General features: G+C 60.2%; 18 protein-coding genes and 3 pseudogenes. 12 read left to right on the forward strand and 9 right to left on the reverse strand.

What is annotated here, in order from left to right; translation table 11 throughout:
• Positions 1-22 precede the first annotated feature (22 nt).
• Complete coding sequence (locus ACZ9H4_RS33110) at positions 23-1,000, reverse strand: ABC transporter substrate-binding protein (protein ID WP_408144590.1); 978 nt, start codon at positions 998-1,000, stop codon at positions 23-25.
• A gap of 473 nt (positions 1,001-1,473) precedes the next feature.
• On the opposite strand from ACZ9H4_RS33110, the pseudogene ACZ9H4_RS33115 reads away from it, so the two are divergent.
• A pseudogene (locus ACZ9H4_RS33115) lies at positions 1,474-1,635 on the forward strand (IS21 family transposase); the annotation flags it as partial.
• Between the two features lie 925 nt (positions 1,636-2,560).
• Here ACZ9H4_RS33115 and ACZ9H4_RS33120 read toward each other — a convergent pair.
• Positions 2,561-2,797, reverse strand: coding sequence for an SET domain-containing protein-lysine N-methyltransferase (locus ACZ9H4_RS33120; protein WP_408324666.1), 237 nt, complete (start codon positions 2,795-2,797; stop codon positions 2,561-2,563).
• 310 nt (positions 2,798-3,107) lie between these two features.
• Here ACZ9H4_RS33120 and ACZ9H4_RS33125 point away from each other — a divergent pair, with 310 nt between their 5' ends.
• Together ACZ9H4_RS33125 and ACZ9H4_RS33130 are read left to right on the forward strand one after the other, a co-directional pair.
• On the forward strand, positions 3,108-3,593 hold the full coding sequence (locus ACZ9H4_RS33125; RefSeq protein ID WP_408324668.1) for a beta-ketoacyl-[acyl-carrier-protein] synthase family protein: 486 nt from the start codon (positions 3,108-3,110) through the stop codon (positions 3,591-3,593).
• 107 nt (positions 3,594-3,700) lie between these two features.
• Positions 3,701-4,076: pseudogene (locus ACZ9H4_RS33130) on the forward strand (IS630 family transposase); the annotation flags it as partial.
• Between the two features lie 71 nt (positions 4,077-4,147).
• Here the strand turns inward: ACZ9H4_RS33130 and ACZ9H4_RS33135 are convergent.
• The 5 genes and pseudogenes from ACZ9H4_RS33135 to ACZ9H4_RS33155 all read right to left on the reverse strand — a co-directional run bounded on the left by ACZ9H4_RS33135 (position 4,148) and on the right by ACZ9H4_RS33155 (position 9,724).
• The gene (locus ACZ9H4_RS33135; RefSeq protein ID WP_408324670.1) at positions 4,148-4,375 is read right to left on the reverse strand and encodes a helix-turn-helix transcriptional regulator; all 228 of its coding nucleotides are present in this window, start codon (positions 4,373-4,375) and stop codon (positions 4,148-4,150) included.
• A gap of 330 nt (positions 4,376-4,705) precedes the next feature.
• Positions 4,706-5,916 (reverse strand): annotated as a pseudogene (locus tag ACZ9H4_RS33140) (tyrosine-type recombinase/integrase).
• A 314-nt stretch (positions 5,917-6,230) separates the two neighbouring features.
• A complete protein-coding gene (locus ACZ9H4_RS33145) occupies positions 6,231-7,238 on the reverse strand; it encodes a sterol desaturase family protein (RefSeq protein ID WP_408144592.1) in 1,008 nt (335 codons plus the stop codon).
• A 68-nt stretch (positions 7,239-7,306) separates the two neighbouring features.
• Positions 7,307-8,314, reverse strand: coding sequence for a YVTN family beta-propeller repeat protein (locus tag ACZ9H4_RS33150; RefSeq protein WP_476122493.1), 1,008 nt, complete (start codon positions 8,312-8,314; stop codon positions 7,307-7,309).
• Positions 8,315-8,845: 531 nt separating this feature from the next.
• Positions 8,846-9,724, reverse strand: coding sequence for a LysR family transcriptional regulator (locus tag ACZ9H4_RS33155; RefSeq protein ID WP_408144596.1), 879 nt, complete (start codon positions 9,722-9,724; stop codon positions 8,846-8,848).
• 123 nt (positions 9,725-9,847) lie between these two features.
• Here ACZ9H4_RS33155 and ACZ9H4_RS33160 point away from each other — a divergent pair, with 123 nt between their 5' ends.
• From ACZ9H4_RS33160 to ACZ9H4_RS33180, 5 genes are all read left to right on the forward strand, one after another.
• Complete coding sequence (locus ACZ9H4_RS33160) at positions 9,848-10,633, forward strand: SDR family oxidoreductase (RefSeq protein ID WP_408324828.1); 786 nt, start codon at positions 9,848-9,850, stop codon at positions 10,631-10,633.
• Between the two features lie 25 nt (positions 10,634-10,658).
• Entirely contained in the window at positions 10,659-11,387 is a 729-nt protein-coding gene (locus tag ACZ9H4_RS33165) for a ribonuclease activity regulator RraA (RefSeq protein WP_408144600.1), read from the forward strand.
• 46 nt (positions 11,388-11,433) lie between these two features.
• The gene (locus tag ACZ9H4_RS33170) at positions 11,434-12,372 is read left to right on the forward strand and encodes a dihydrodipicolinate synthase family protein (protein ID WP_408144602.1); all 939 of its coding nucleotides are present in this window, start codon (positions 11,434-11,436) and stop codon (positions 12,370-12,372) included.
• 289 nt (positions 12,373-12,661) lie between these two features.
• Complete coding sequence (locus tag ACZ9H4_RS33175; protein ID WP_408144770.1) at positions 12,662-14,311, forward strand: methyl-accepting chemotaxis protein; 1,650 nt, start codon at positions 12,662-12,664, stop codon at positions 14,309-14,311.
• A 304-nt stretch (positions 14,312-14,615) separates the two neighbouring features.
• Positions 14,616-15,932, forward strand: coding sequence for an MFS transporter (locus ACZ9H4_RS33180; protein WP_476122494.1), 1,317 nt, complete (start codon positions 14,616-14,618; stop codon positions 15,930-15,932).
• Between the two features lie 357 nt (positions 15,933-16,289).
• Here ACZ9H4_RS33180 and ACZ9H4_RS33185 read toward each other — a convergent pair whose 3' ends face one another.
• Positions 16,290-17,210: a LysR family transcriptional regulator gene (locus tag ACZ9H4_RS33185; RefSeq protein ID WP_476122495.1), complete on the reverse strand. Its 921-nt coding sequence runs from the start codon at positions 17,208-17,210 to the stop codon at positions 16,290-16,292.
• A 129-nt stretch (positions 17,211-17,339) separates the two neighbouring features.
• Between ACZ9H4_RS33185 and ACZ9H4_RS33190 the strand changes: the two genes are divergently transcribed.
• Positions 17,340-18,347: a zinc-binding alcohol dehydrogenase family protein gene (locus ACZ9H4_RS33190; protein ID WP_408144606.1), complete on the forward strand. Its 1,008-nt coding sequence runs from the start codon at positions 17,340-17,342 to the stop codon at positions 18,345-18,347.
• A gap of 56 nt (positions 18,348-18,403) precedes the next feature.
• The gene (nfsB, locus tag ACZ9H4_RS33195; protein WP_476122496.1) at positions 18,404-19,057 is read left to right on the forward strand and encodes an oxygen-insensitive NAD(P)H nitroreductase; all 654 of its coding nucleotides are present in this window, start codon (positions 18,404-18,406) and stop codon (positions 19,055-19,057) included.
• A gap of 300 nt (positions 19,058-19,357) precedes the next feature.
• Here nfsB and ACZ9H4_RS33200 read toward each other — a convergent pair whose 3' ends face one another.
• The gene (locus ACZ9H4_RS33200; RefSeq protein WP_408144610.1) at positions 19,358-19,669 is read right to left on the reverse strand and encodes a DUF4148 domain-containing protein; all 312 of its coding nucleotides are present in this window, start codon (positions 19,667-19,669) and stop codon (positions 19,358-19,360) included.
• 706 nt (positions 19,670-20,375) lie between these two features.
• On the opposite strand from ACZ9H4_RS33200, the gene ACZ9H4_RS33205 reads away from it, so the two are divergent.
• Both ACZ9H4_RS33205 and ACZ9H4_RS33210 read left to right on the forward strand, forming a co-directional pair.
• A complete protein-coding gene (locus ACZ9H4_RS33205) occupies positions 20,376-21,047 on the forward strand; it encodes a heavy metal response regulator transcription factor (protein WP_408144612.1) in 672 nt (223 codons plus the stop codon).
• On the forward strand, positions 21,044-22,438 hold the full coding sequence (locus ACZ9H4_RS33210) for a heavy metal sensor histidine kinase (RefSeq protein ID WP_476122497.1): 1,395 nt from the start codon (positions 21,044-21,046) through the stop codon (positions 22,436-22,438). The genes ACZ9H4_RS33205 and ACZ9H4_RS33210 overlap by 4 nt, the downstream gene beginning before the upstream one ends.
• Positions 22,439-22,682: the final 244 nt, after the last annotated feature.

Raw genomic sequence — 22,682 nt, forward strand, 5'->3', positions numbered from 1 at the left:
TTGTTGCGTTCGAACCGGCGACTTAGCTAGCCAGCGGGTTCACAAACAGTTCGCTGATGGACATGCGGCGCGGCGTCAGCCCTTGCTTGAACGCGGTCGCTTCGAGCGTTTCGATCGTCTTCAGGTTTTCCTGCAGACCGTACGGCAGCGGGTCGTATCCAACGATCTTGCGCAGTTCAAGGTACTTCTTGTCGCCGGCGGTCGTGGCTTCGCCTGCATCGAGACGTGCCAGCCATTCCTTTTTCGCTTGTGCAAACGCGTCGTAAATCGACTTCGCGACCCACGGATTCTCCGCCAGTACCGAATCTTTGACGACGATCGTGCCGTGCATGGGATAAACGCCGGTGCGAGCGTAGTACTCCGTTTCGAGTTCGGTCGCGTTCGGCAGTAGATCCGGGTAATCGGCTTCGACTTCCTTCCAGCCGCCCGTCGGCGCGCCTGTGCGGCCAATGCCTGCGGCAGCCGCAAAGCCTGCCGACAATTCGCCCGACGCCATCATTTCAGCGAGCGAGCTACCTTCCGGCGCGTGAATCACGTTTTCCGGCAGCTTGAGTTGCGTGACGTGTTCTTCGTCATCGACAACCCACGTCACCTTCGACGAGTCCAGACCGAATTCGTCGATCAGCACCTGGCGGGTCCACACGCCGGTCGTGACCGAGTAAGCGCGCACGCCGACTTTCTTGCCTTCCAGGTCCTTCGGGTGCTTGATGCCAGCGTCCGGGCGAACCAGCAGGCCGCCGTGGTGAAAGCGCCGCACCACGAAAATCGGCAGACCGACGAACGGTGCGCCGTAGGCACGAGCGATAATGTAGGTCGTCGGCGCCAGTTCGCAGACATCGAACTCGACGTCGCGCACCATTCGACGGAACGCGCCGATTTGTGGCTTGACTGTGATGAACTCGGCGTCCACGCCTTCGATGGGAATGGAACCGTCGCGGATGGCAGACGTATGCGGATGCTCAGCGATTGCGATCTTGAGCGGGACTTTCTTGGTCAACATCCTCTCCTGTGGATTAGTCGCCGACAACCGGATCAGAACACCAGTGCCGGAGGTGTTGTCTCGATAGGGCAAGAATATTTGAGGATCGCTCCTGTGTCCCTACACAAAAGTTAGATTCAATGGCACTTTTGTGGATCGGCAAACAGCCGCGCTGCTCGGGCGCTTCAGCCTTGTGTGGCGTGATTTTGAGCAACTGTTCAAGTAGCTCGCGGACGTGTTGTGCGGGTGCGGAAGTGGCGCACATCGGGTGAAGACGGAACCAGAAATTCCAACGTTCCGCAGGTATACCCTCGTGGGGGAAACGCCCAGTCCCGGTTGATTTCGCGGAATAACAGGAGGTCGCTGAAATTGATTGCGCGACATTGAGGAACCGCTCTTCGAGGGCGGCCTGACCGCGACATACGAGACCATCTGATGCTGGTGCTACAAGTTTGGCAAGGGCTTTTCTCAGCGTCTAAAAGGGCACGATAAAGCCGGCGCTGATTGTGCCCGACAATCCCCGCGCCTTGATCGCTGGCGCCAACCGCTACGAACCGCGCACCAACGACACCGTGCTCGACTTCGCCGTTCATTACGGGACCTCGTTTCTCCTGGCGCGCCCCTATCACCCCAGGACAACTATCACGTCGAGCTCGACATGCATCGTTACAGCGTGCCGTAAGCGGCGCACTCCATCAAGTTTAGTTACCCGAATCGTTAAGGAATAGTTGCTCGAGGTTGTCGCAAAGCCGTCTGTCATCGCTCCCACTGGAATCGATAATCACCAGGTCATGCGGTGCCGGCATGTCAAGTGCGGTTCATCGTCCATCGGCAGGAGGCGCAAGCTACCTGCGGTCGAAGTGCGGTTTACGACCGAATTCGGTCAGACGGGGCAGACCGCCGGCATTGCCCTGCCTCTATGCATGAAAGCTAAGTTCCGACCGGGGCTGTCAAAGACCTACCAAAACAGCGGCAAAGATTCGACGGTGGTGTAGCGCCGACGGCGCGGAGGCGCGGATCAACAGGTTCGTGCGGGACATTTCTCGCCGACCGAGCTGAGGTGCTTATCAAGATTCGGAAGTGCTTCACAGACAGACGTGCGATCGGGGCTTCCCGCCAATGCCAGCTCGAGCCGGTATAGCAGTACCGGCAGTCTCAATTCTCCAGTTACCTTTCCTGCTAACTTCCGCTTCCGCATAAGACCGTACCCTGATCGGGAAAACGCCGCCTGACGGCGTCATCACCAATCCTCAAGATTCAGCGACATCTGTTTTTTCGCCTTGGCGTTAACCGGCGCGTCGGATGCATCTCCCCTTCGCAACGTCACTTTTAGCGTATCGAGATGGAAAACCACATCGCCACAGATCCGGCGAAGCCAACATCCTCCCGCTTCGAGCCCTCGGCGCTTTCGGGATAGCGATGCTGCCCACTACTACCTCCGCCACCCTGTTCACGCAGCGTCCGCCAGCATCGAGTGACGACAGTCCGCCGTGGCGCAGCGGCATGCGTACTGCGTACTGCGCCCGGACGTCTTCATCCAGCGGATCGTCAGTGGTGAGCAGATATTCAATGAACAGTTCTTCACCGGCCCCGATCCTCGACGGTTTCGCAATTCGGTGCGCAGGCGCGATTCAGCCAGCATGCACTGTTGCCACTGCGGCTCCCGTCGATCACGCACCCGTCTGACAGCCCGAAGAGAAACGTGTGGCCTTCGACGCCTTCGCGCTGGTGACGGCGCACCGCATTGCGCCACGACGTGATTTCACCTTTGTACTGCAGCACGCGTTCACCCGCCCCGAGCGGTTCTATTGCGAACACGCCCCTGCCGTGAACTGACGATCGCCGGATCGATCACACGCCTCATGGTGTTCCCTCAACTGTTATACGCGTCAGGCGTCGGTATAGAAGAGGCATAAATCCACATCCACACTGACGTGGACGGCTGTGTGCCGAAGTCGGTACGCCGTGCTTTCCTTTTTCGGTCTCGCAACAGCATGGTGTATCGCCATTCACTGCATTAAGGCTTGCGGCCGACCTGTTCGGCGCTGAACCCGACATCCATACGATACTGGTCGCCGCGGCCGAGAAGTGGTACCCACCGTTTTCCAGACTATGCGGACCTGGCATCGTGCATGGTGACGCCGCAGGTGCACTGCTCGTCGAAAGGACCGACCACGGAACAGGTGGCCTGCAGTTGCTCGATGCGGCAGCCCGGCACGTTCCCGTTGACATCTGTCGCCGTGCAGGCGGAACCCCCGATGGTCGGACATTCGCCCTGCTATCGATGATCGAGTCTCTGCTCGCGCGACACGGTCTTTGTCACGAGGATATTGACGAAGTTATCGGGCACCCAGGCATTCCGTCGCTCACGGCTGCAGTATCCGACCTGCTCGGCCGGCCGGACACAGGTGCGCAGCATGAACATTGCATTCATCTCGGCGCCGCCGAATCCATCGTACGCCTCGTACAGATGCTCGGCCGCGCCGCCTGTTGCCGAACGCACCGCGTGCTGCTGTGGGGCTACGGGATCAGCGGTTTTGTCGGCACCGCACTGCTGGAGGCGCGCGGCGCGCCCGCTCTTTATCAGCAGGATGACGTCCAGCCCGTCTCATGATCCCCGATCTCGGCATCGCGCACGTCGCCTTCCATTTTCCCCAACGCATCGACGACGTCCGGAGCTGGGGAAGGCGAACCCGGCAGGAGACCACCACTGTGCTGAACGGGCGCGCGGCCGCCACGACTCATGACTACAGGCGCAATGGCACGACCACGCTGTTTGCCGCGCTCAACGCGCTGGACGGCCAGGTCATCGGCCAGTGCCAGCAGCACCATACCCACATCGAGTGGCTTCATGCCCACTTCGGCGTCGTGGCTGAACATGGTCGAGCGGTTCTTGCGTGACATCACCACCGAGCGGTTGCATCTAGGTGTGGTCGTCAGCGTACCCGAACTCGTCGCTGCCATCGATGAGTACGTCGTACATCACAACACCAACCCCAAGCCGTCCATCTGGACCAGGAGCGCTCACGATATCCTGCAGAAGGTCACTCGTGCCAACAGCCGCTTGAGTGCCAGACAGAATGGAACACTGCACTAGCGTTACGAAGCACGGGTACAACGTGATGCCAGGGTAACAAGGTCGTACTCGCAGCGACAGAATGAGCTGCATCATCCCGGCTCGCGCCGCGCGGCTTCCAAGCAACTGGCAATCCACGCATCAATCTCGCTTTCAAGCCACGCAACCCTGCCGCCACCGATCGCCACCGGCCGTGGGAACTTCCCTGCTGCCAGATAGCGGTAGACGGTGCTTGCACCGAGACCAACGCGGGTACGTACCTCGCGAAGGCGAATCAGGCGCGCTTTCGCGCCTGCGCGTTCAACAATCTGTTCAGCCATCGCTAAGTCCTCCTGACTACGCCCGGATCGCCCCAGATGTCACCAATCTAGCTTCCTGCTGACGGTGTCGCAAACGCGCTGTGCGGAAGAAAATTGCCCGAATCCGGAGTCATCGTCCGAAAACGACGTCCCCCGAATTCCCTGCTGTTCCCACGTCCGGTGACGATCGGTTAAACCTTGCTCCGACAAAGCCGGCAGGGAGCAAAACCTTGCGATTTGCGGCGATGTAACTCCCGGGCCCAGGCGGACAAAATCCACCCGGAGCAGACGCACGGCCTGTGCGACCCTCCCGCGCCGCTTCGCCACAGCAGGGCGGCGACCCGCACAACATCAGGCCGCTTTTGCCTTCCTCGCGCAGTACATCGCCCAGTCGTCCATCATCTGTCTGCGTCGCTGGAACATGTCCCCGCGACGATACGCGGCCTCAACCTTGTCGTCCACAGCATGCGCGAGCGCCATCTCGGCCATTTCGTTGGGGTACGTCGTACATTCTGCCGCCCAGTCGCGGAAGGTCGAACGAAAGCCATGTACCGTGAGGTCGTCTCGTTTCATGCGCCGAAGCACGGGAGCATCGCCATGTTGGACAGTGGTTTGCCCTTCTTCGCACCGGGAAAGACCAGATCGCCTTCCGCCCCGTCAAGCAGCGTACGCACGCGTACGAGGGCTGATGCAGACAGTGGAACCCGATGTGGACGTTCGGCCTTCATCCGTTCTGCGGGAATCGTCCACATGGCCCGCTCAAGGTCGAATTCGCTGCGCACTACACCGATCACTTCATTGGTCCTGGTCGCGGTGAGAATCAGCAGCTCCAGCGCACGTGCCGCGAGACCGTCCTGCTCCTTCAGGGCATTCATGAATGCGGATGCTTCGCCGTAGGGCAACGCATGATGCCGGGCCTTGCGTACCTTCGTGCGCGCGGGCAGGATCTTGTCCAGATGCCCTTTCCAGCGCGCCGGGTTCTCCCCTTCCCTGTACCGGTGCGCCGTTGCCCAGTCCAGTACCGACTCGACACGCCCCCGCACACGACTTGCGGTCTCGGGCTTGGTCTGCCAGATCGGATCGAGGACGCTGACGATCAGCCCCGTGTCGATGTCACGCACGGGAAGGTGCCCGATGACCGGTGAAGCATAGGTGGCCAGCGTGTTCTCCCATTGCGTCACATGCTTTTCGTTTTTCCAACCGACGCGGTTCGCCTTGATGAAGGCTGTCGTGCATTCGTCGAATGTCTTCGTCCGGGCCTCAAGCACGCGCTGCTGCGCACGCTCCTTCTGGCGAGCCTCAATGGGATCGACGCCGTCGAGAACCAGCTTCCTGCATAGTGCAGCACGCGCGCGCGCATCGGTCAGCGTCACCGTGAGCAACGGGCCCAGGCCCATTTCGCGCAGCCGGCCGGCCCGCCTGAAGCGGTAGACCCACGAGCGCGTGCGCGCCGGGGATACCTGAAGGTACAGTCCGCCGCCATCGCAGTAATAACCAGGCTTCTTCAGACGCGCGACGCCGAGCGCGGAAAGACGGTGGATGGAGCGTGAAGTCGTGCTCATGACTGCCTCCTTTCTACCCATACTTCTGCTTGCCATTCAGTGGGACAGGGCGGGAAGGTCCGGCAAAAGAAAAAACCCCGAAAGGCCCATGTGGCGGCCTTCCGGGGTCGGTCCCGAGACAGTGTGGACTGCTCCGGGAAGGACTCCTGGCGGAGACGAATCCGCTCACTTTGCCCATGATTCCCGTTATGGACACAGTCACATTTGCGCCCTGGGCCAGCATCGCGGGGCCGCCTCTCTTCTTTAGCCGAGTCGCAAACATGCTGCGCGGTTCCGTACGACCGCAACAACAAGGTGCGCTACGCCGGCTGCACTCACTCCACGGCACCAGCCGCGTAATTTCTTTGCCCGCGCAAACGCTTCGCAATTCTGCCGAATGCGTGCCACTGCTGCGCGATCAATCCATTGCCATACGAACGTCCCGGACCATGCGGCGCGGGGAGTTGGTCGCGGATGCCGGTCGGCTCGACGACGGGGTTCCATGAAGCGGTGCGGAACAACATATCCCACCACGGAAATAGCACACCGAAATTGCAACCGTAAGCGCTGCCTTCATGGCCGTAGCCCACCGCATGGTGGCGACGGTGAAAGATCGGGCTGACGATGATGCGCTCGAGCAGCCAGCCATACGGCAGTCGTGCATTGACGTGCTGGATACTCTGCATGAAGTTGCTGACTGCGACCAGTACCACGAACTGGTTCGGCTGCACGCCGATAAACAGCGAGATCGCCGCAAAGAACGCTATCTGGATGATGTCGTCGAGAAAGTGATTGCGGTCATCGGCCCACAACGACATCTGCTGCTGGCTGTGATGCACCGCATGCAGTTCCCACCACACTCCGAAACGATGCTGCCAGCGGTGATACCAGTAGCCGGCGAAATCGAGCACGACCAGGTAGATCAGGAACGATACGACTGGCTGATCCGTCACGCCTGGCCAGAGGTTGTCGATATCGATGTTCGGTATGCCGTAGATCGCGATCAGACTCTGCCAGTGATCGAACAGAGGCTGCAGCATGAAAAAGAACGCAATATTGATGATGCCGAGCTTGGTGATCCACGTGTAGATCACGTCGGCGCGCAGCGCCCTGCGATCCGGCCATAGCTCGATGGGGCGCAGCGCTTCGAGCGGCCGTAACGCGAGATACGTCACGACGATTTCCAGCACGCCGATGATCACCCAGTACAGCGCGTCATAAGTGTCTTCATCGTAACCCATCAAGCCGAAGCGATAGAAGAACGGCTGCACGACATCGACATATAACAGCGTCTGCAGCGCGGACACCATATTGTCGAGTTGTGCGACGATTTCATGAAACATCGGAATCCTCATGTTTTTCGGTTCTGCCGCTGCTCATGTAACGGCAAGTTCTAGACGACTCGCCCAGCTTAGTCCGGATTGGGCGACACGACCGGCGCGCGATTGTCGAAATAGATGCCGTGCGGAGAGCGGCCCACCGCAATAGTGTCGATCAGCTTGCGGGTGGTCAGATCGATGATGCCCACGTGCTTCGCGAATCGGAACCCCACCCATAGATAGCGCTTGTCGGGCGTTAGTTCCATGTCGTCGGGCCCAGGCATCAGGCCCGTGATATCGCCGGTATTGGTGAGCGTGGTGTAGTCGATGATGCTGATGGTGCTTTCGACGCGATTGGAGACCACCACATGCTTGCCGTCATCGAGGTTGCGGAAATTGTGCGCGCCACGGCCCGTGTGGATCTTCTTGACGACCTGCTGCCTGTGCCAGTCCACCACGGTCACGTCGTCTTCGCCGGTCATGCCGACCAGCAGGTAGCGGTCGCCGGGGGTCATCCACAGACCTGCGGGTTCATCGCCCACGTGCATTTTCCAAAGCACTTTCTGGGTCAGCAGATCGATCGCCGCGAGTTCGCCGGAATCCTGCAACGTGACGAACACGGTGCGGTTGTCCGAAGCGAACGTCATGTGGCTAGGAGTCTTCGCCAGTTCAATATGCTTGACCAGCGCCATATTCGTGCCGTCATAGCGGTAGATGTCGACACGGTCCATGCGCAGCGCAGCCGTGACAAACCACTTGTGATCAGGAGAGAAGCCAAGTTGATACGGGTCTTCGATGTCCTGCGCAGTACGCTGCACCTTGCCGCTATGCGGGTCGAGAAACATCAGGTTATTCGACACCGAATCGGCAACGATCAGCGAGCGGCCGTCGGGCGTGATCATCAGATGGTGCGGTTCCTTGCCGGTCGGCTCCGTGCCGATAACCTTATGCGTGGCCTCGTCGATCAGCGTCAGTTGCGATTCACCTGAATCGAGAACGATCACGTTATCAGCGGCATTCGCACAATTCGCCACGGCCAGGATACCGCTCAGCGCGGCGAGCGCTCCGATCCTTTTAATGAAAACGAAAGAAGATGGCATTGGGATCGTAATCACGAGGGAAGTTACTTTGAGGTTGAATGTAATGAAAATGGCAGGGTCTCATCGACCGCGGTCGATACCATCATCATTCAACGTTTGTAACGCCGCGACCGATGACACGACAGGTCAGGCCAGATGCGAAAATTGCGGCGGCTGTTTCGCATACGACTGCATTGGCAATGCAACGTTCACGCGATCCGATTCGCCGCTTCGATGAGCGAGTTGCTGCTTTGGCTGGGACCTGGTGTGGGACCAAATCGTTCTGTATTGCGCGTCGTACGGAGAGACGCCGTGAGCCTACTGTCATGCGCCAGTTACGAAGCGGGATGTGCAAGCAGATTCCTGGCGAAGCCGTTTAGTAGTTGGCCACGATTTCATTCTTCGACACGAGGTTCGACACACCAGCCAGACCGCTCTCCTGTGAGCCGTCTGTGCTTGCGAGCGCCGGTGTCCGCGATACCAATCCAGGCCGGACACGCATGACTGGCCAGCGGATGACTCGAGGCGCGACAGCAAAGGCTGCCGACCGCGCTACCGCCGCTGAAAGTTGCGCGCTTCGGCCGCAAGACTCTCAATGAGCATCGTTGTTGACGGCCTGCTCTTGGCCGAAAGCCGGACCAGAATCCCAACTTCCCGGACAAGCGGACGGCCCGGCAACTGTAGAACCTTGATCCCCGGTGTGTCGCTCACCGGTACCAGTTCGCCGGGAATGATCGAACAGCCCAGTCCCTGGCTGACCATCTTCAGAATGACCGCGGGTTCATCCACTTCGATGCTGTCCCTTGTCCATAAGCCGTGCTCCTTGAGAAAGCGGTCAACGAGGTGGCCGCCGTGAGAACGGCGGTCATAGCGGATAAAGGGCCGCTCGCGAAACAGGTCACCCAGATCGCTCGGCCAGTCCACGGGTGCCACGCCGACATAGCGCTCCTCCATCAGCGGGATCCATTTCAGGTCGGAAGTCAGGCCGAGGCGAGGTTTGATCATGACGGCCATATCCAGCTCGTGCGAATCGACCCACGTCAGCAATTGAAGCGATGTGCCGGGGGCGATGTTGAGATGCGCGACGGGCTGTTCGCGCCGGAAACGCAGCAGCGCTGCCGGCAGGAAGCTGTTCTGCACAGTGGCGATCACCCCGAGACTCATTGCGCCCCTATCTACGCCGGTCTGATTGCGCAGCTTCAATCCTTCGAACGATTCGAGAATACGCGCTGCCTGCTCGAGCACGTCTGCCCCTTCGTCACTGAGCGTGACCGATCTGCCGGTGCGGGTGAACAACGCGTAGCCCAACTCGTCTTCGAGTCGCCGGATCTGTGTGCTTACTGCGGATTGGGTGAGCCTCAGGCGATTGGCCGCCGCGGAAAAGGATTCCGTTTCCGCAGCGACGACGAAGGTTCGGAGATAGCGAATCATATATCGATATTTTCTATGCTTAGACAGAAATTTATGCGTTTGGTATCGAAGTTCTGGCTGCCTATACTAGCGCGTCTGCTCGCTGTCGGCGTGAAAACGGCACACACTTATGGAGTTCGAAACGTGGATTTTGGAATTGCAGGAAAGACAGCGCTAGTGTTTGGCGCGGCAGGCGGATTGGGCGGCGGCATTGCGCGAACGCTCGCTGCCGAGGGCGCGAAAGTCGTCGTTGCCGATATCAACGAAGATGCGCTGGTGCAAACCGTGACGGATATTCGTGCAACCGGCTCTGCCGCGCTGCCGCTGCAGTGGGATCTGTCGGACCTTAGCGTAATAGACCGCCGGATACAGGCAATCGAAGACGCGTTGGGTGGCGTCGACATCCTGGTCAACAACACCGGTGGTCCTCCGCCGACGCCCGCTGCCGGACAGTCTGTCGATCTATGGACCAGGAGCTTCGAGTCGATGGTGTTGTCGGTCATCGCTATCACGGACCGGGTGTTGCCCGGCATGCGCGCGCGCAAATGGGGGCGGGTGATCACCAGCACGTCGTCCGGCGTCGTCTCCCCGATCCCGGGGCTCGGCATCTCGAATGCGTTGCGGATGTCCCTCGTGGGCTGGTCGAAGACACTCGCGCGCGAAGTCGGCCGCGACGGCATCACGGCCAACATCGTCCTGCCAGGCCGCATCGCGACGCCGCGCATCACTTTCCTCGACGAGCAGAAAGCAAAGCGTGAAGGCCGCAGCGTCGCCGAGGTCAGCAGCGAAAGCGTGGCGTCGATTCCAGTCGGGCGCTACGGCGATCCGAAAGAGTACGCAGCTGTGGTCACCTTCCTCGCGAGCGTGCAGGCGGCCTATGTCACCGGCTCGGTGGTTCGCATCGACGGCGGGCTGATAACCAGCGTTTGACGAATTAGTTCACGGAACCTTGCTTATGACCACCGAGACACTTCAACTGCATCCCGACATCGCGCACGCGCTCGTCGGCATTACCACGGCTACCCTGTCGACGGTCCTACTGGAAAAAGGGCTTCGGAACGTCTGGATGCGTGGGCCAGCACCGCTTGCGGGCAATCGGACGCGTCAGGCCGGACGCGCTTTTACGCTGCGCTTCGTCCCTGCACGCGAAGATCTCGCCACACCGGCCGCCTGGGCTTCGCCCGTCTCGACGCGCACAGCAATCGAAGCCATGCCCGCGGGGTGCATCGCCGTCGTGGATGCCATGGGTGTCACCGACGCAGGGATTTTCGGCGACATTCTGTGCGCGCGGATGCAAAAACGCGGTGTCAGCGCACTTATCACGGACGGCGTCGTTCGCGACCTGGTGGGCGTGATCGACACGGGCCTGCCGGTCTGGTGTCGCGGCACTGCCGCGCCCGCCTCCGTCGCGGCGCTGACCTTTGTCAACTGGCAAGAGCCGATTGCATGCGGCGGAGTCGCCGTATTTCCAAACGATGTCGTGGTCGCCGATGCAGACGGCGCCGTGCTGATCCCCGCCGCGCTGCTCGACGAAGTGGTCGAGCTCGCCGCGCGCAAGGAGCGCTTTGAAGAATGGGCTGTGCGACAAGTGAAGAACGGTGCTCCTCTGCCCGGACTTTATCCGCCGAACGCCGAGACCAAAGCGCGTTATGAAGCTGAAATCGCGCAACGAGAAGGACTGTGACGCCGCCATCCTCTGCGCCACAGCTCCATAAAATTGAGAGTCGCATATGAGCAACGTGTTGAACGCCGATGCCAAAGGCGTGTTTGTGATCGCTGTGACCCCGTTCACCGAAAGCGGTGAACTCGATCTTGCCAGCACCGATCGCATGGTCGACTTTTATCTGGAGTCCAGAGCAACAGGTTTGACGATTCTCGGCATCCTTGGGGAAGCGACGAAACTCACCGCTGAAGAATCGCGCACCTTCGTCAAGCGCGTACTGGCGCGCGTGGCGGGCCGCGTGCCCGTGATTGTCGGCGCGTCGGCGGCGGGCTTCGCGCCGATGCGCGAGCTGAGTACCAGCGTGATGGATTTGGGCGCCTCCGGTGTCATGGTCGCGCCCGCTCCGACGCTGCGCACCGACGACCAGATCGTCGCTTACTTCGACATGGTCAACACGACACTCGGCGCGGACTGTCCGTGGGTGCTGCAGGACCATCCGGTATCTACGGGCGTGCAGATGTCCACTTCCGTGGTGCTGCGCGTGCTGAAGAACTCCCCGGCCTGTGTGATGCTCAAGCACGAAGATTCACCCGGTCTGGCCAAACTGTCGGCGCTCAGGGCGGCCAGCGACAAAGGCGATCTGAAACGCGTGTCGATCTTGACGGGCAACGGCGGCGGCCTGTTCCTTCCTGAAGAGCTCACGCGCGGCGCGGACGGTGCAATGACCGGTTTTGCATATCCGGAAATGATGGTGGATGTCTGTCATGCGCATGCAAGCGGAGATATCGAAAAAGCACATGACATTTTCGATGCCTATTTGCCGCTCGCGCGCTATGAACAACAATCGAATATCGGCCTGGCAGTCAGGAAATACCTCATGGCGCAACGCGGTGTGATCGCATCGGCCGCGCTGCGCAAACCCGGCCCCAAACTGTCTGAAGCGGACATCGCGGACATCGACCGTCTGGTGAGACGGCAGACTCGGCGACTGCAAGAGATCCAGTAGGCTGGAATGCCGCCTGGCCGCGCGGAACCGGCACTTTCGCGCTCACAGGGCCCGCGAGATGCGACCCGACATCCAGGCAATAAATGATGTTTTGATTAGGCATCCTAGTTACATATTGTAAGCCAACGATGCCGTCTTCAGCGATTGAACGAGACGCAAATAAAATTGCGCGATTTGTCTAAAGAATGACCCAGCTTCGACCGATAGCACTTAGGGAATGCTTGGGAAACTACTCAGGCATCCGACAGAGTTCATTCGTTTCAATCATGCCACCGGGGAGGAATTGATAGTGAGTCGCCTGAGTTTGAACGCAAAGTTATGGGCTGCACTTGCCGTCATGTGGGTGGGTCTTCTGCTTCTCGCAGGCAGCGCAGTGATCGAGTCCCGTTCGACCATGCTCGCCGAACGTAAAGCCACGATCCGAAGCGTCGTCGAAACGGCTTCGGCAATCGTCAGCGACCTGGCCGCGCAAGCGGATCGCCACGAGATTACCGTCGACGAAGCAAAGAAACAGGCAATGGCACGGTTGAAAGCGATGCGCTACGGCAAAGGGGGTTATGTCTTTATCCTCGACTCACATCCGACCGTGCTCATGCACCCCACCCTCCCGGATCTGCTCAACAAGGATGTGAGCCAAGCCAAAGATCCCGACGGTAAGTTGCTGTTCGTTGAACAGGTCCGGGCTGCGCAGACCAACGGCGAAGGCTATGCCGAATTCGTAGGGCGCGTTCCGAACGGCTCAGGGTACAAATATGAGACGAAGCTTGCGTTCGTGAAACAGTTCAAGCCCTGGGACTGGTATATCGATTCGGGCCTCTATTTGACGGACGTTTCCGACTCGTTCTACGAGAAGTTGCTGGAATACCTGTTGATCGTGCTCGGCATCGGCTCGGTGGTTTCAGCGGCGATGCTGCTTATCAGCCGCAGTGTACGCCGGAGTCTGGGTGGGGAGCCGTCACTGGCCGCCCGGATCGCTACCCAGATCGCTAGCGGCGACCTAAGCGCGACGGTCGTGACGGCGCCGACTGACCGTTCAAGCATGCTGTACTCCATGAAGCAGATGCAAGAACAGCTCACGTCGACAATCGGCAAGATCATCGTGTCTACCGACGCGATCGCAACGGCGACCAATCAGATTGCGGCGGGCACCACCGACCTGTCCCAGCGCACGGAAGAACAGGCCGCGTCGCTGGAGCAAACGGCTTCGAGCATGGAGCAGCTGACCGGCGCGGTTCAGCACAACGCTGAGAACGCCCGCCAGGCAACGTCGATTGCCGACACCGCATCGCGCGTCGCACAACGCGGCGGCGAAGTCGTCGGCCGGGTCGTCGAGACAATGCGCGGGATCTCCGGCAGTTCGGCGCAGGTCGCCGAGATCATTACCGTGATTGAAGGCATTGCGTTCCAGACCAATATTCTCGCGCTCAATGCTGCCGTCGAAGCGGCGCGAGCCGGCGAGCAGGGTCGCGGCTTTGCCGTCGTGGCCGGTGAAGTCCGGGCCCTCGCACAACGTAGTGCGACGGCCGCCAAGGAAATAAAGCAGTTGATCAGCGAGTCGGTCAGTCGGGTCGATGCGGGATCAAAACTTGTCGAAGAAGCGGGTAGCACCATCGAAGAGGTTGTCGCCTCAGTTAGCCGCGTGACGGCAATCATGAGCGAAATTTCGGCTGCGTCGGCCGAGCAGAGCACGGGTATCGGTCAGGTCAATCAGGCGGTCAGTCAAATGGATCACGTGACGCAACAAAATGCCGCGCTAGTCGAAGAAGCCACCGCCACTGCGCAGATGATGGCTGAGCAGGCTCAGCTCCTGCGACATGCAGTGGCGGTATTCAAGGTTAAGGGCGACAGCGCGACACGCGAGGCGAATACCGCGGCGCCGCGTCACGGACCGGCCGTGCCCGATATGGCCTTGAATCGCTTGGCTGCGACCCGGTTCTAACTCATCGGCATCGACGAAAGGAGCACTGTCAGTGCAGTCGTGCTCCCGCCTGCGAACGCGCCGCGGCATGACCTGGACCTCGGGTGATTTGCCATGATTTTGCATTCTTGACGGCTCAGGCCGTAAGCAACGGTTTGCGGCACAGCGTGAGCGCAACGGATATCCCGGCAACAGAATGGGAGGTCGTTCACTAGCGGCTGGTTCCAGGTTTCCTGTCGGGAGACGGCGCCTCGCCAGCGAGCAAGCAACTTGAATAACATGCCGGCGCGCAGCTGGCATTTCGACGATCGCGTCCTTGGATACTATGCAAAAGCTCAGCGAAAAGACGGTCATACGCAAGATTTTCTGGCGTGTGATTCCGCTTCTGATGGTCCTGTATGTCATCTCGTTCATCGACCGCATCAACGTGGGATTCGCCGCCCTCACGATGAACCGGGATATCGGCCTCACGCCGTACCTGTTCGGTTGGGGCGCAGGCATCTTCTTTTTCGGGTACTTCATTTTCGAAATCCCGAGCAACATGCTGATGGCGCGAGTGGGCGCACGAAAATGGATCGCCCGCATTCTTTTTACCTGGGGCGTTCTGGCGTGCGCGATGGCGCTCGTGACCGGGCCCGTCAGCTTTATCGTGCTCCGGTTCCTGCTCGGTGTGGCCGAGGCAGGCTTTTTCCCCGGCGTGATCCTGTACCTGACCTACTGGTTTCCCGTGCGTTATCGGGCGCGCATCATTTCGGCTTTCATGCTTTCCATCCCGGTTTCGATCGCCGTGGGTGCGCCGCTCTCGATACTGGTTCTCGGGATCAATGGCGCATTAGGCCTCAAGGGCTGGCAATGGCTATTCATCATTGAAGGCTTGCCTGCCTTGCTCGGCGCGTTCGTGGCGCTGGGACTGCTGACGGACAGCCCGGATCGGGCACGCTGGCTGACTGACCAGGAGCGAGACTGGCTGAAGCGCGAACTCGCCGCCGATGACGCCGCGCCAGGCACCAGCGGCAAAATCTCCGCGTTGGGCAAGGCTTTGCTGAACCCGTCCGTCATCCTGCTTGCCTTCATCTATTTCTGCGCAACGGGTGCGAACCTCGGGTTGTCGTTTTTCTTACCGCAGATCATCAAGCAGCAAGGCTACAGCACCGTCGCGGTTGGCCTGATCACGTCGATACCGTATATCGCCGGTTGCCTGGGCATGCTGGTAATCGGCAACCTGTCGGATCGATTCAACGAACGCCGATGGTTTCTCGCCGGCACGATGGTACTGGCCGCCGCGGGGTTGGTCGGCGCCAGTATCCTGGGGGCGTCCATCTGGTCTATCGTGGCGTTGAGCGTCGCGGCAATCGGCATCTTTGGTTGCAAGGGTCCGTTCTGGACATTGCCGGCTTCATATTTGCGCGGCCCAGCCGTTGCTGGCGGGATCGCCTTCATCAACTCGATCGGCAACCTGGGCGGTTTCGCCGGCCCCTATCTCGTGGGACTGTTCAAGACGTCGTCCGATAGCTATGCAGACGGACTCCTCGCGTTGGCCGGCTTCTGCGTGGCGGCCCTGCTTGTCACGATCCTTTTCATTCGGCCGCGGCGAGACGCAGAGTCTGCGTCATTTAGCGTCCTCGACGCCAGTCAACACTAGATCGAGTTGTCGCCGTGATGCCGCTGCGCGCCGCACAACCCGTGTGCGGCGCGGCGGCTCCGTCACGTTGGCGGGGTGCTCGCGTAAGATGCCATCACGTCGTAGCCAGCCGTGCCCGTGATAGGGCGTTTTTCGATTTCCGCTTTTTTCATCGCATTATGTTTCCCGACCGCATTCCCAGCCTCAGATCCGGTCGACTCCTCTAAACGACAATTTGGCCCGCGTGCTGCCGAACGGCGGCGAGTCCGTGGTTGGCCATGGCAATCGGGTGACCGACCGGCTCGAAGCGCCCTGCAGTGCCATTGCGGGCGCCGTGGCTGCATACCGCCGGTTTCCTTCCATCTACGGCTGTCCGTACTAAGCCCCATACGTCGGCAACAGCGCTGCCAGCACCGAGACGCGCTCCTTCAGCACTTCATGCAGTTGCCGGATCGCGGGAAGGAACTGCTTGCGATGCGCGCAGATCAGATTCAGCGGTGCGGCCTCGCCGGGCTGCTCGGGCATCAGCACCTCGAGTCGGCCCGCCTGCACGTCTGCGCACACGTCGAGCCACGACTTGTATGCGATACCGTGGCCCTCGATCGCCCAGCGCCGTGCCACGTCCGCGTCGTCGCAAAAGAGCGACCCGACCACGGCGACCTGGCGGAGTTCGTCCCCCACGGGGAACATCCACTTGTCGTAGACACGTCCGCCCAGAACATAGAGCAGGCATTGGTGCACCGCCAGTTCGTCCAGCGTGCGCGGCCGGCCATGCCGTTGCAGATAGGCGGGCGAAGCGACGAGCACACGCCGATTGTCGCTCGCGAGCGGCAGCGCGACATAGCTCGCGTTGTCGGCGCGGCCGTAGCGGATGGCGATCTCGACCGGATCGCGAAACATGTCGGTCAGTTGATCGGACAGAAAGAGCCGCACCGACAGCTTCGGATGCGCCTCGCGAAACGCAGTGATCCAAGGCAGCAGAACATTGCGGCCCAGATCCGACGGCGCGGCGATTTGCAAAAGCCCCTGCAGCGTATCCGCCGCGCTATGCAGACACTCCCGCCCCTCCTGCAATGTCGCGAGCACCTGCTTCGCGTACGGCAGATATTCCTCGCCTTGAGCAGTAAGCCGCAGGCTGCGCGTTGAGCGCGCGAACAAACGAATGTCGAGTTCCCGTTCGAGCCTCTGAATTGCCGCGCTGACCTGGCCTGGCAGCAGGTCCGCTTCGCGGGCGGCCCTCGAGAAGCTGCCGAGCGCGGCAGTGCGCACGAACAGCGCGAGGTCGTCGAACCGGATCATTTTCATTCCTCTAGTGAAAGTTCTACCCAATTTTCCCTGTTTTTCGAACGGCTTGTGCGGCGCATCATCACATCTATTTCCGGGCCGCCCCACGCGGCTCGCTCTCGAACAGCACGTCAGAAACACAAAATGAAAGCCATTGTTTACGACCAGCCCGGCCTGCCGATCGAAGATCCGCGTGCACTCTACGAAACCGATTTGCCGAAGCCCGAGCCGGGGCCCCGCGATCTGCTCGTGAAGATTCGCGCCATCGCCGTGAATCCCGTCGATACCAAGGTGCGTGCGGGAATGCTCGGTGACACGCCGCGCCTGCTTGGGTGGGATGCCGTCGGCACGGTCGAGGCCGTCGGCGCGGCGGTCACGCTCTTCAAGGTTGGCGACCGCGTGTTTTACGCCGGCTCCATCGCCTGCCCCGGCGCCTACGCCGAGTACGGCGTCGTCGACGAGCGCATCGCCGGTCATCAACCCACCACGCTCGATGACGCGCATGCCGCCGCGTTGCCGCTCACTTCAGTCACGGCGTGGGAGCTGCTCTTTGATCGCTTCTGCGTCGCCGAGAACGGGGGTGACGGCGATGCGCTCCTGATCATCGGCGCGGCCGGCGGCGTCGGCTCGATTCTCACTCAACTCGCGCGGCAACTGACGAAGCTGCGCGTGATCGCCACGGCATCACGACCGCAAACGCAAGAATGGGTCCGCGATCTGGGGGCGCACGACGTCATCGATCACACGCGCCCGCTGCAAGAAGAGCTGCGCCGGATCGGCGTTGCACAGGTGCGCTATGTCGCGAGCCTCACCCATACCGAGGAGCGCTATCCCCAGATCGTCGAGGTGCTCGCGCCGCAAGGCAAGCTTGGCGTCATCGACGATCCGAAAACGCTCGACGCGACGCCGCTCAAGTTGAAGGCAATCTCGCTGCACTGGGAACTCATGTTCACGCGGTCTTTGTTCGAAACGCCGGATATGATCCGCCAGCACGAGATCCTCGAGCGCATTGCCGCGCTGATCGATGCGGGCACGCTGCGTACGACACTCGGCTCGCATTTCGGGGCGATCAACGCCGCAAACCTGCGGCGCGCGCACGAGCTCATCGAAAGCAATCGCGCGTTCGGCAAGATCGTTCTCGAAGGGTTTTGAGTGACCCGTTGGCTTTCTGCTTCAATTACCTGTCATCTCCATAAGAAGATATCGCCATGAATTTGATTGACGCCGTGCAAACCCGTCGCACTGTGAAAGCATTTGAGCCGGGTCATTCGTTGCCGCAAGCATCGGTCGATGCGCTGCTCGCCGCGCTTCACTACAGTCCCTCTTCGGTCAACTCGCAGCCTTCTCACTTTGTCGTCGCATCGACACCAGAGGGGCGCGAGCGCATGGCCAAGGCAACGCAAGGCGCCTACGCATACAACGAACCGAAAGTGATGAACGCCTCGCACGTGATCGCACTGTGCATGCGCACGGATATGGATGCGGGCCACCTCGACACTATCCTCAAGCAGGAAGCTCACGACGGGAGGTTCCAGATGGACGGAGCGAAGGACATGCAGGATAAGACACGACGCTCGTATGTGGACATGCATCGCTACGAGTTGCGCGACATGCCCCAGTGGATGGAGAAGCAAGTGTATCTCGCGCTGGGTGGACTGCTCGTCAGCGCGGCCGTGCTCGGCATCGACGCGACGCCGATGGAAGGCTTCGATTCGCGCGCACTAGACCTCGAGCTTGGGCTGCGCGAACGTGGGCTTACGAGCGTCGTGCTGGCGGCTTTCGGGCGCCGCAGCGACAAGGATTTCAACGGCAAGCTACCGAAGTCGCGCCTGCCGCGTGAACAGGTCTTCACTTTCGTGTGATCGTAGCAGGCGAGGTCCGTGGGTTCTTCTCTGTCGCCGACGCTGGACGCTTCAGCGATTGTCGCTCCGGATGTCGGCGTGGAGTTCCTGCCTGGAATACGTGGCCAGTCGGTTCGACCCTCGCCCGCGGCCGGCCGACGCCGGACCTCATCGCTGCGGCTATGCTCGGTATCAATACCACTGCTGCCAGCCACCGCCGACGCGACTACCGGCTCGTGTCCCCGGCATGTTTAATCAAACCGGTTGACGTAGACCAGAGGAGACCGGCACTGACAGTGCGGATCGTCACCGCGACCAGTATCAGTGATGGGAGTAAATCGAGTGGGCACCCACGCTCGTCTTGGGAGCACTCATTTGTGAAGCCCCATCCAACACGCCCCCCGCATCGTTGTTGCTCGATGCTGTGACGTCCTGCGCGTCGAGGCGGGCCTCTGCCGTCTGGATATCAGCGGGATATTTCAGTTTGCTCGGCCGGTAGCCGGCCTGTTCCAATCTGATCAGGTCCGCCTGTACGTCCTTATGCGTCAGTGACACGCCAGCGTCCTGAGCGAAGGAGGCAGTCGGGAGTGCGAGCAGCCCAATCACCAGGGCAGCATACAAATGTCGCTTCATCGTGAATTACCTCATAAACGTGGGTTTGGTCAGCTTCGATCAGTAATCGGAACCACTGATCTCCTTCCTCGCCGCAACGAGAGCAGGTGACAGTTATTTTGCGTGGGCGAAGATGGAGGGATCCTGACGCTCGCATTACATCGACGTCATGTTTTGATTTCGAGGCCGGGATCGAGGCGCCAGTTGTTCCGTGCATCTTCCCAGCCTCTTTCCCTGCGTTGTGCTCGGCCATTGCGCCTGAGCCAGCCCTGGAAAAACGCCCCGCTTTATGACTTCTTTGTCATCTTCCGTCCATCCTGGCGCAAGGAAGTCTCTCTATAATCGTCTGCCTGTCGTGTCGAACAGCACTGCCGAGGCGATTCCAACAGAGTTTCGAGTATTGGCAATTGACCTGGTAGTTCTTATCGCATCCGGTATGGTCGGGAGCGAATAGTTCGGACGGTGCAAAGCGCTGCCTGTCGGCAGGCAGGCAGGCAGGCGAAGAAGTTTTCCGGCACGCGCGATGGAGTGTTGACGTACAGGTTATATGCCCATCATTCTGCCGCCGTCGCGAGGAACAAGAGGCCTTGCGCAATCACGCACTCGGCAGTGCAGACATATCGTATGCGACCCAATTGACTTCGCCTCAACGCGCTGCGCTGACGCAATTTGCGTAATGTACTATCTGGATTGGATACACGACTTGCTAAGCGAAAGGGTTTTCATCATGCGTATTCTTATCGTCGAGGACGAACAGAAGATGGCCTCCTACCTTCGCAAAGGCCTGATGGAGGCAAGCTTCATTGTCGATGTATCTAACGATGGCAACGATGGTTTGTTCCTCGCGCTCCATGAAGACTACGATCTCATCGTACTCGACGTGATGCTCCCGGGCATCGACGGGTTTGAGGTACTCAGGCGTTTGCGAGCGCAAAAACGCACACCCGTACTCCTCTTGACGGCGCGCGATGCGGTCGAGGACAAAGTCGCCGGACTTGAAGCGGGGGCAGACGATTATCTTGCGAAACCCTTCGTCTACTCCGAATTTCTTGCGCGGATTCGCGCGGTGCTGCGCAGACCGACGCAATCGGTCGACACCGTGCTGCGCGTCGGCGATATGGAAATCGACCTCCTCAGGCGCCGTGTGCGGCGCGGTAACGTTCGCATCGACCTGACCGCGCAGGAATTCACGCTGGTGAAGCTCCTCGCCGAGAGGCAGGGGGAAGTGGTCACGCGCGCGATCGTCACGTCACAGGTCTGGGACATGAACTTCGACAGCGATACGAACGTCGTTGAGGTGGCTGTCCGACGTCTGCGCACAAAGATCGACAACCCATTCGAGAAGAAACTGCTCCATACGGTCCGTGGCATGGGCTATGTGATGGAAGAGCGAGCATGACTGCCGCGGACGGAGCGTACTCGCTGCTCAGGCGTTTGAGTCTCGCTTTTACTATCGTCGCCATATTGGTGCTCTCGATGGCCGGCGGCCTTCTCTATCATTCGCTGTCGAGCCAACTCATGCACCGCGATGACAGCGAGATTTCGGTCAAGCTCGACGAGTTTCTGTCGACAGCTCGCCGATACGGCTCGGCGGAAGCGATCGGCATCAATAGCGGCCTGTTTCGCGAGGAATTGCTCGCGCATCCGGCAATTTCTTTCGCCATACTGGATGGTCAAGGAAGGGTATTGGCCGACTCGGACCGGCGGGACCAGCGCTTGCGCTCGATCGGGTCGGGCGATCCGGCACAACGGCAGCCTTATTCATGCTCCCCCCCGTCCCTCGGACCTTCGCGCTGCGTATTCGGCGACGAAAAGTTGCGCTCAGGTGAATCGATACGCGTGCTGCTCGCCCATGAAGCGGCAACGCGTTACTCCGTCCTTCGCGAGTACCAAGGCGATGTATGGCTCGTGATCCTCGGCGGCTCGGCGCTGACGGGTCTACTTGGCTACGCCATCGCCAAGCGGGGATTATCCCCGGTCAAAACCATCGGCCAACGAATTTCGCGCATCGAGGCCCACAATCTTGGCGAGCGCCTCGATATTCGGGGCGGTCCCGTCGAACTCCGTGACATCGCGGGTCCAGTGAATCGCATGCTCGACAGGCTTCAACGTGCATTTGCGCGACTCTCGCAGTTCTCCTCCGATCTGGCGCACGATATGCGCACTCCGCTCGCCAACATGATCAGCGCGTCGGAAATTACTCTTTCGCGTGAGCGATCCACCGAGGAATACGAGGCGCTCATCGACTCGAATATCGAAGAATGCCAGCGCCTTCAACGGATGATCGAGACCATGCTGTTCCTCGCGCGAGCGGACCATTCAAAGGAACTGCTTCGGCTGGGCGTGTTCGATTGCCATGAAGAATTCGCGAGGCTCGCCTCGTACTTTGAAGGAGTGGCCGAGAACAAGGGCATCCATTTCGCCATCGACGGTGCAATCCAGGTTCGCGCCGATCCGTCCATGCTTCGACGCGCCCTGAGCAATCTCGTATCGAACGCGCTTGAGCATGCCGACGCCGAATCGGAGGTCGAGCTGCGCGCCTACCGGTCTGACGAGTACGTCGCCGTCGAAGTCACGAACACCGGCCACACCATTCCGCCGGAGCATATCGGCAAGATCTTCGACCGCTTTTATCGAATCAATCCGGCGCGGCAAGGGTCGGCGAAGAACATGGGGCTGGGCCTCGCCATCGTGCGATCGATCATGGAGTTGCATCGTGGCCGAGTCGACGTCGTCAGCCGCGCCGGCTCGACGACCTTCACGCTTTACTTTCCTTCCGCGACCGCGTAACAGCCTGAGTCGCCGTCGCGCGCAATCACGCGGCATCCTTTTCTCGCAGAGTTCCGTTAGCTAATCCGCGCAAGATGGCGCGCCCGCGTTCGTCTTGCGTCGGCAAGCCGACGATGCATTTCGCGCGTGCCTTCCCAAGATGTCCGAAATGACATCTCGCCGCCACCTCGTAATCAGACACGCAACACGAAAATACGCTCTCCAACGCTGAGGGAAGACGTCGCGATACCTCGGTGTCCCAAGG

It is taken from the genome of Paraburkholderia sp. TE9906 (assembly GCF_056279605.1).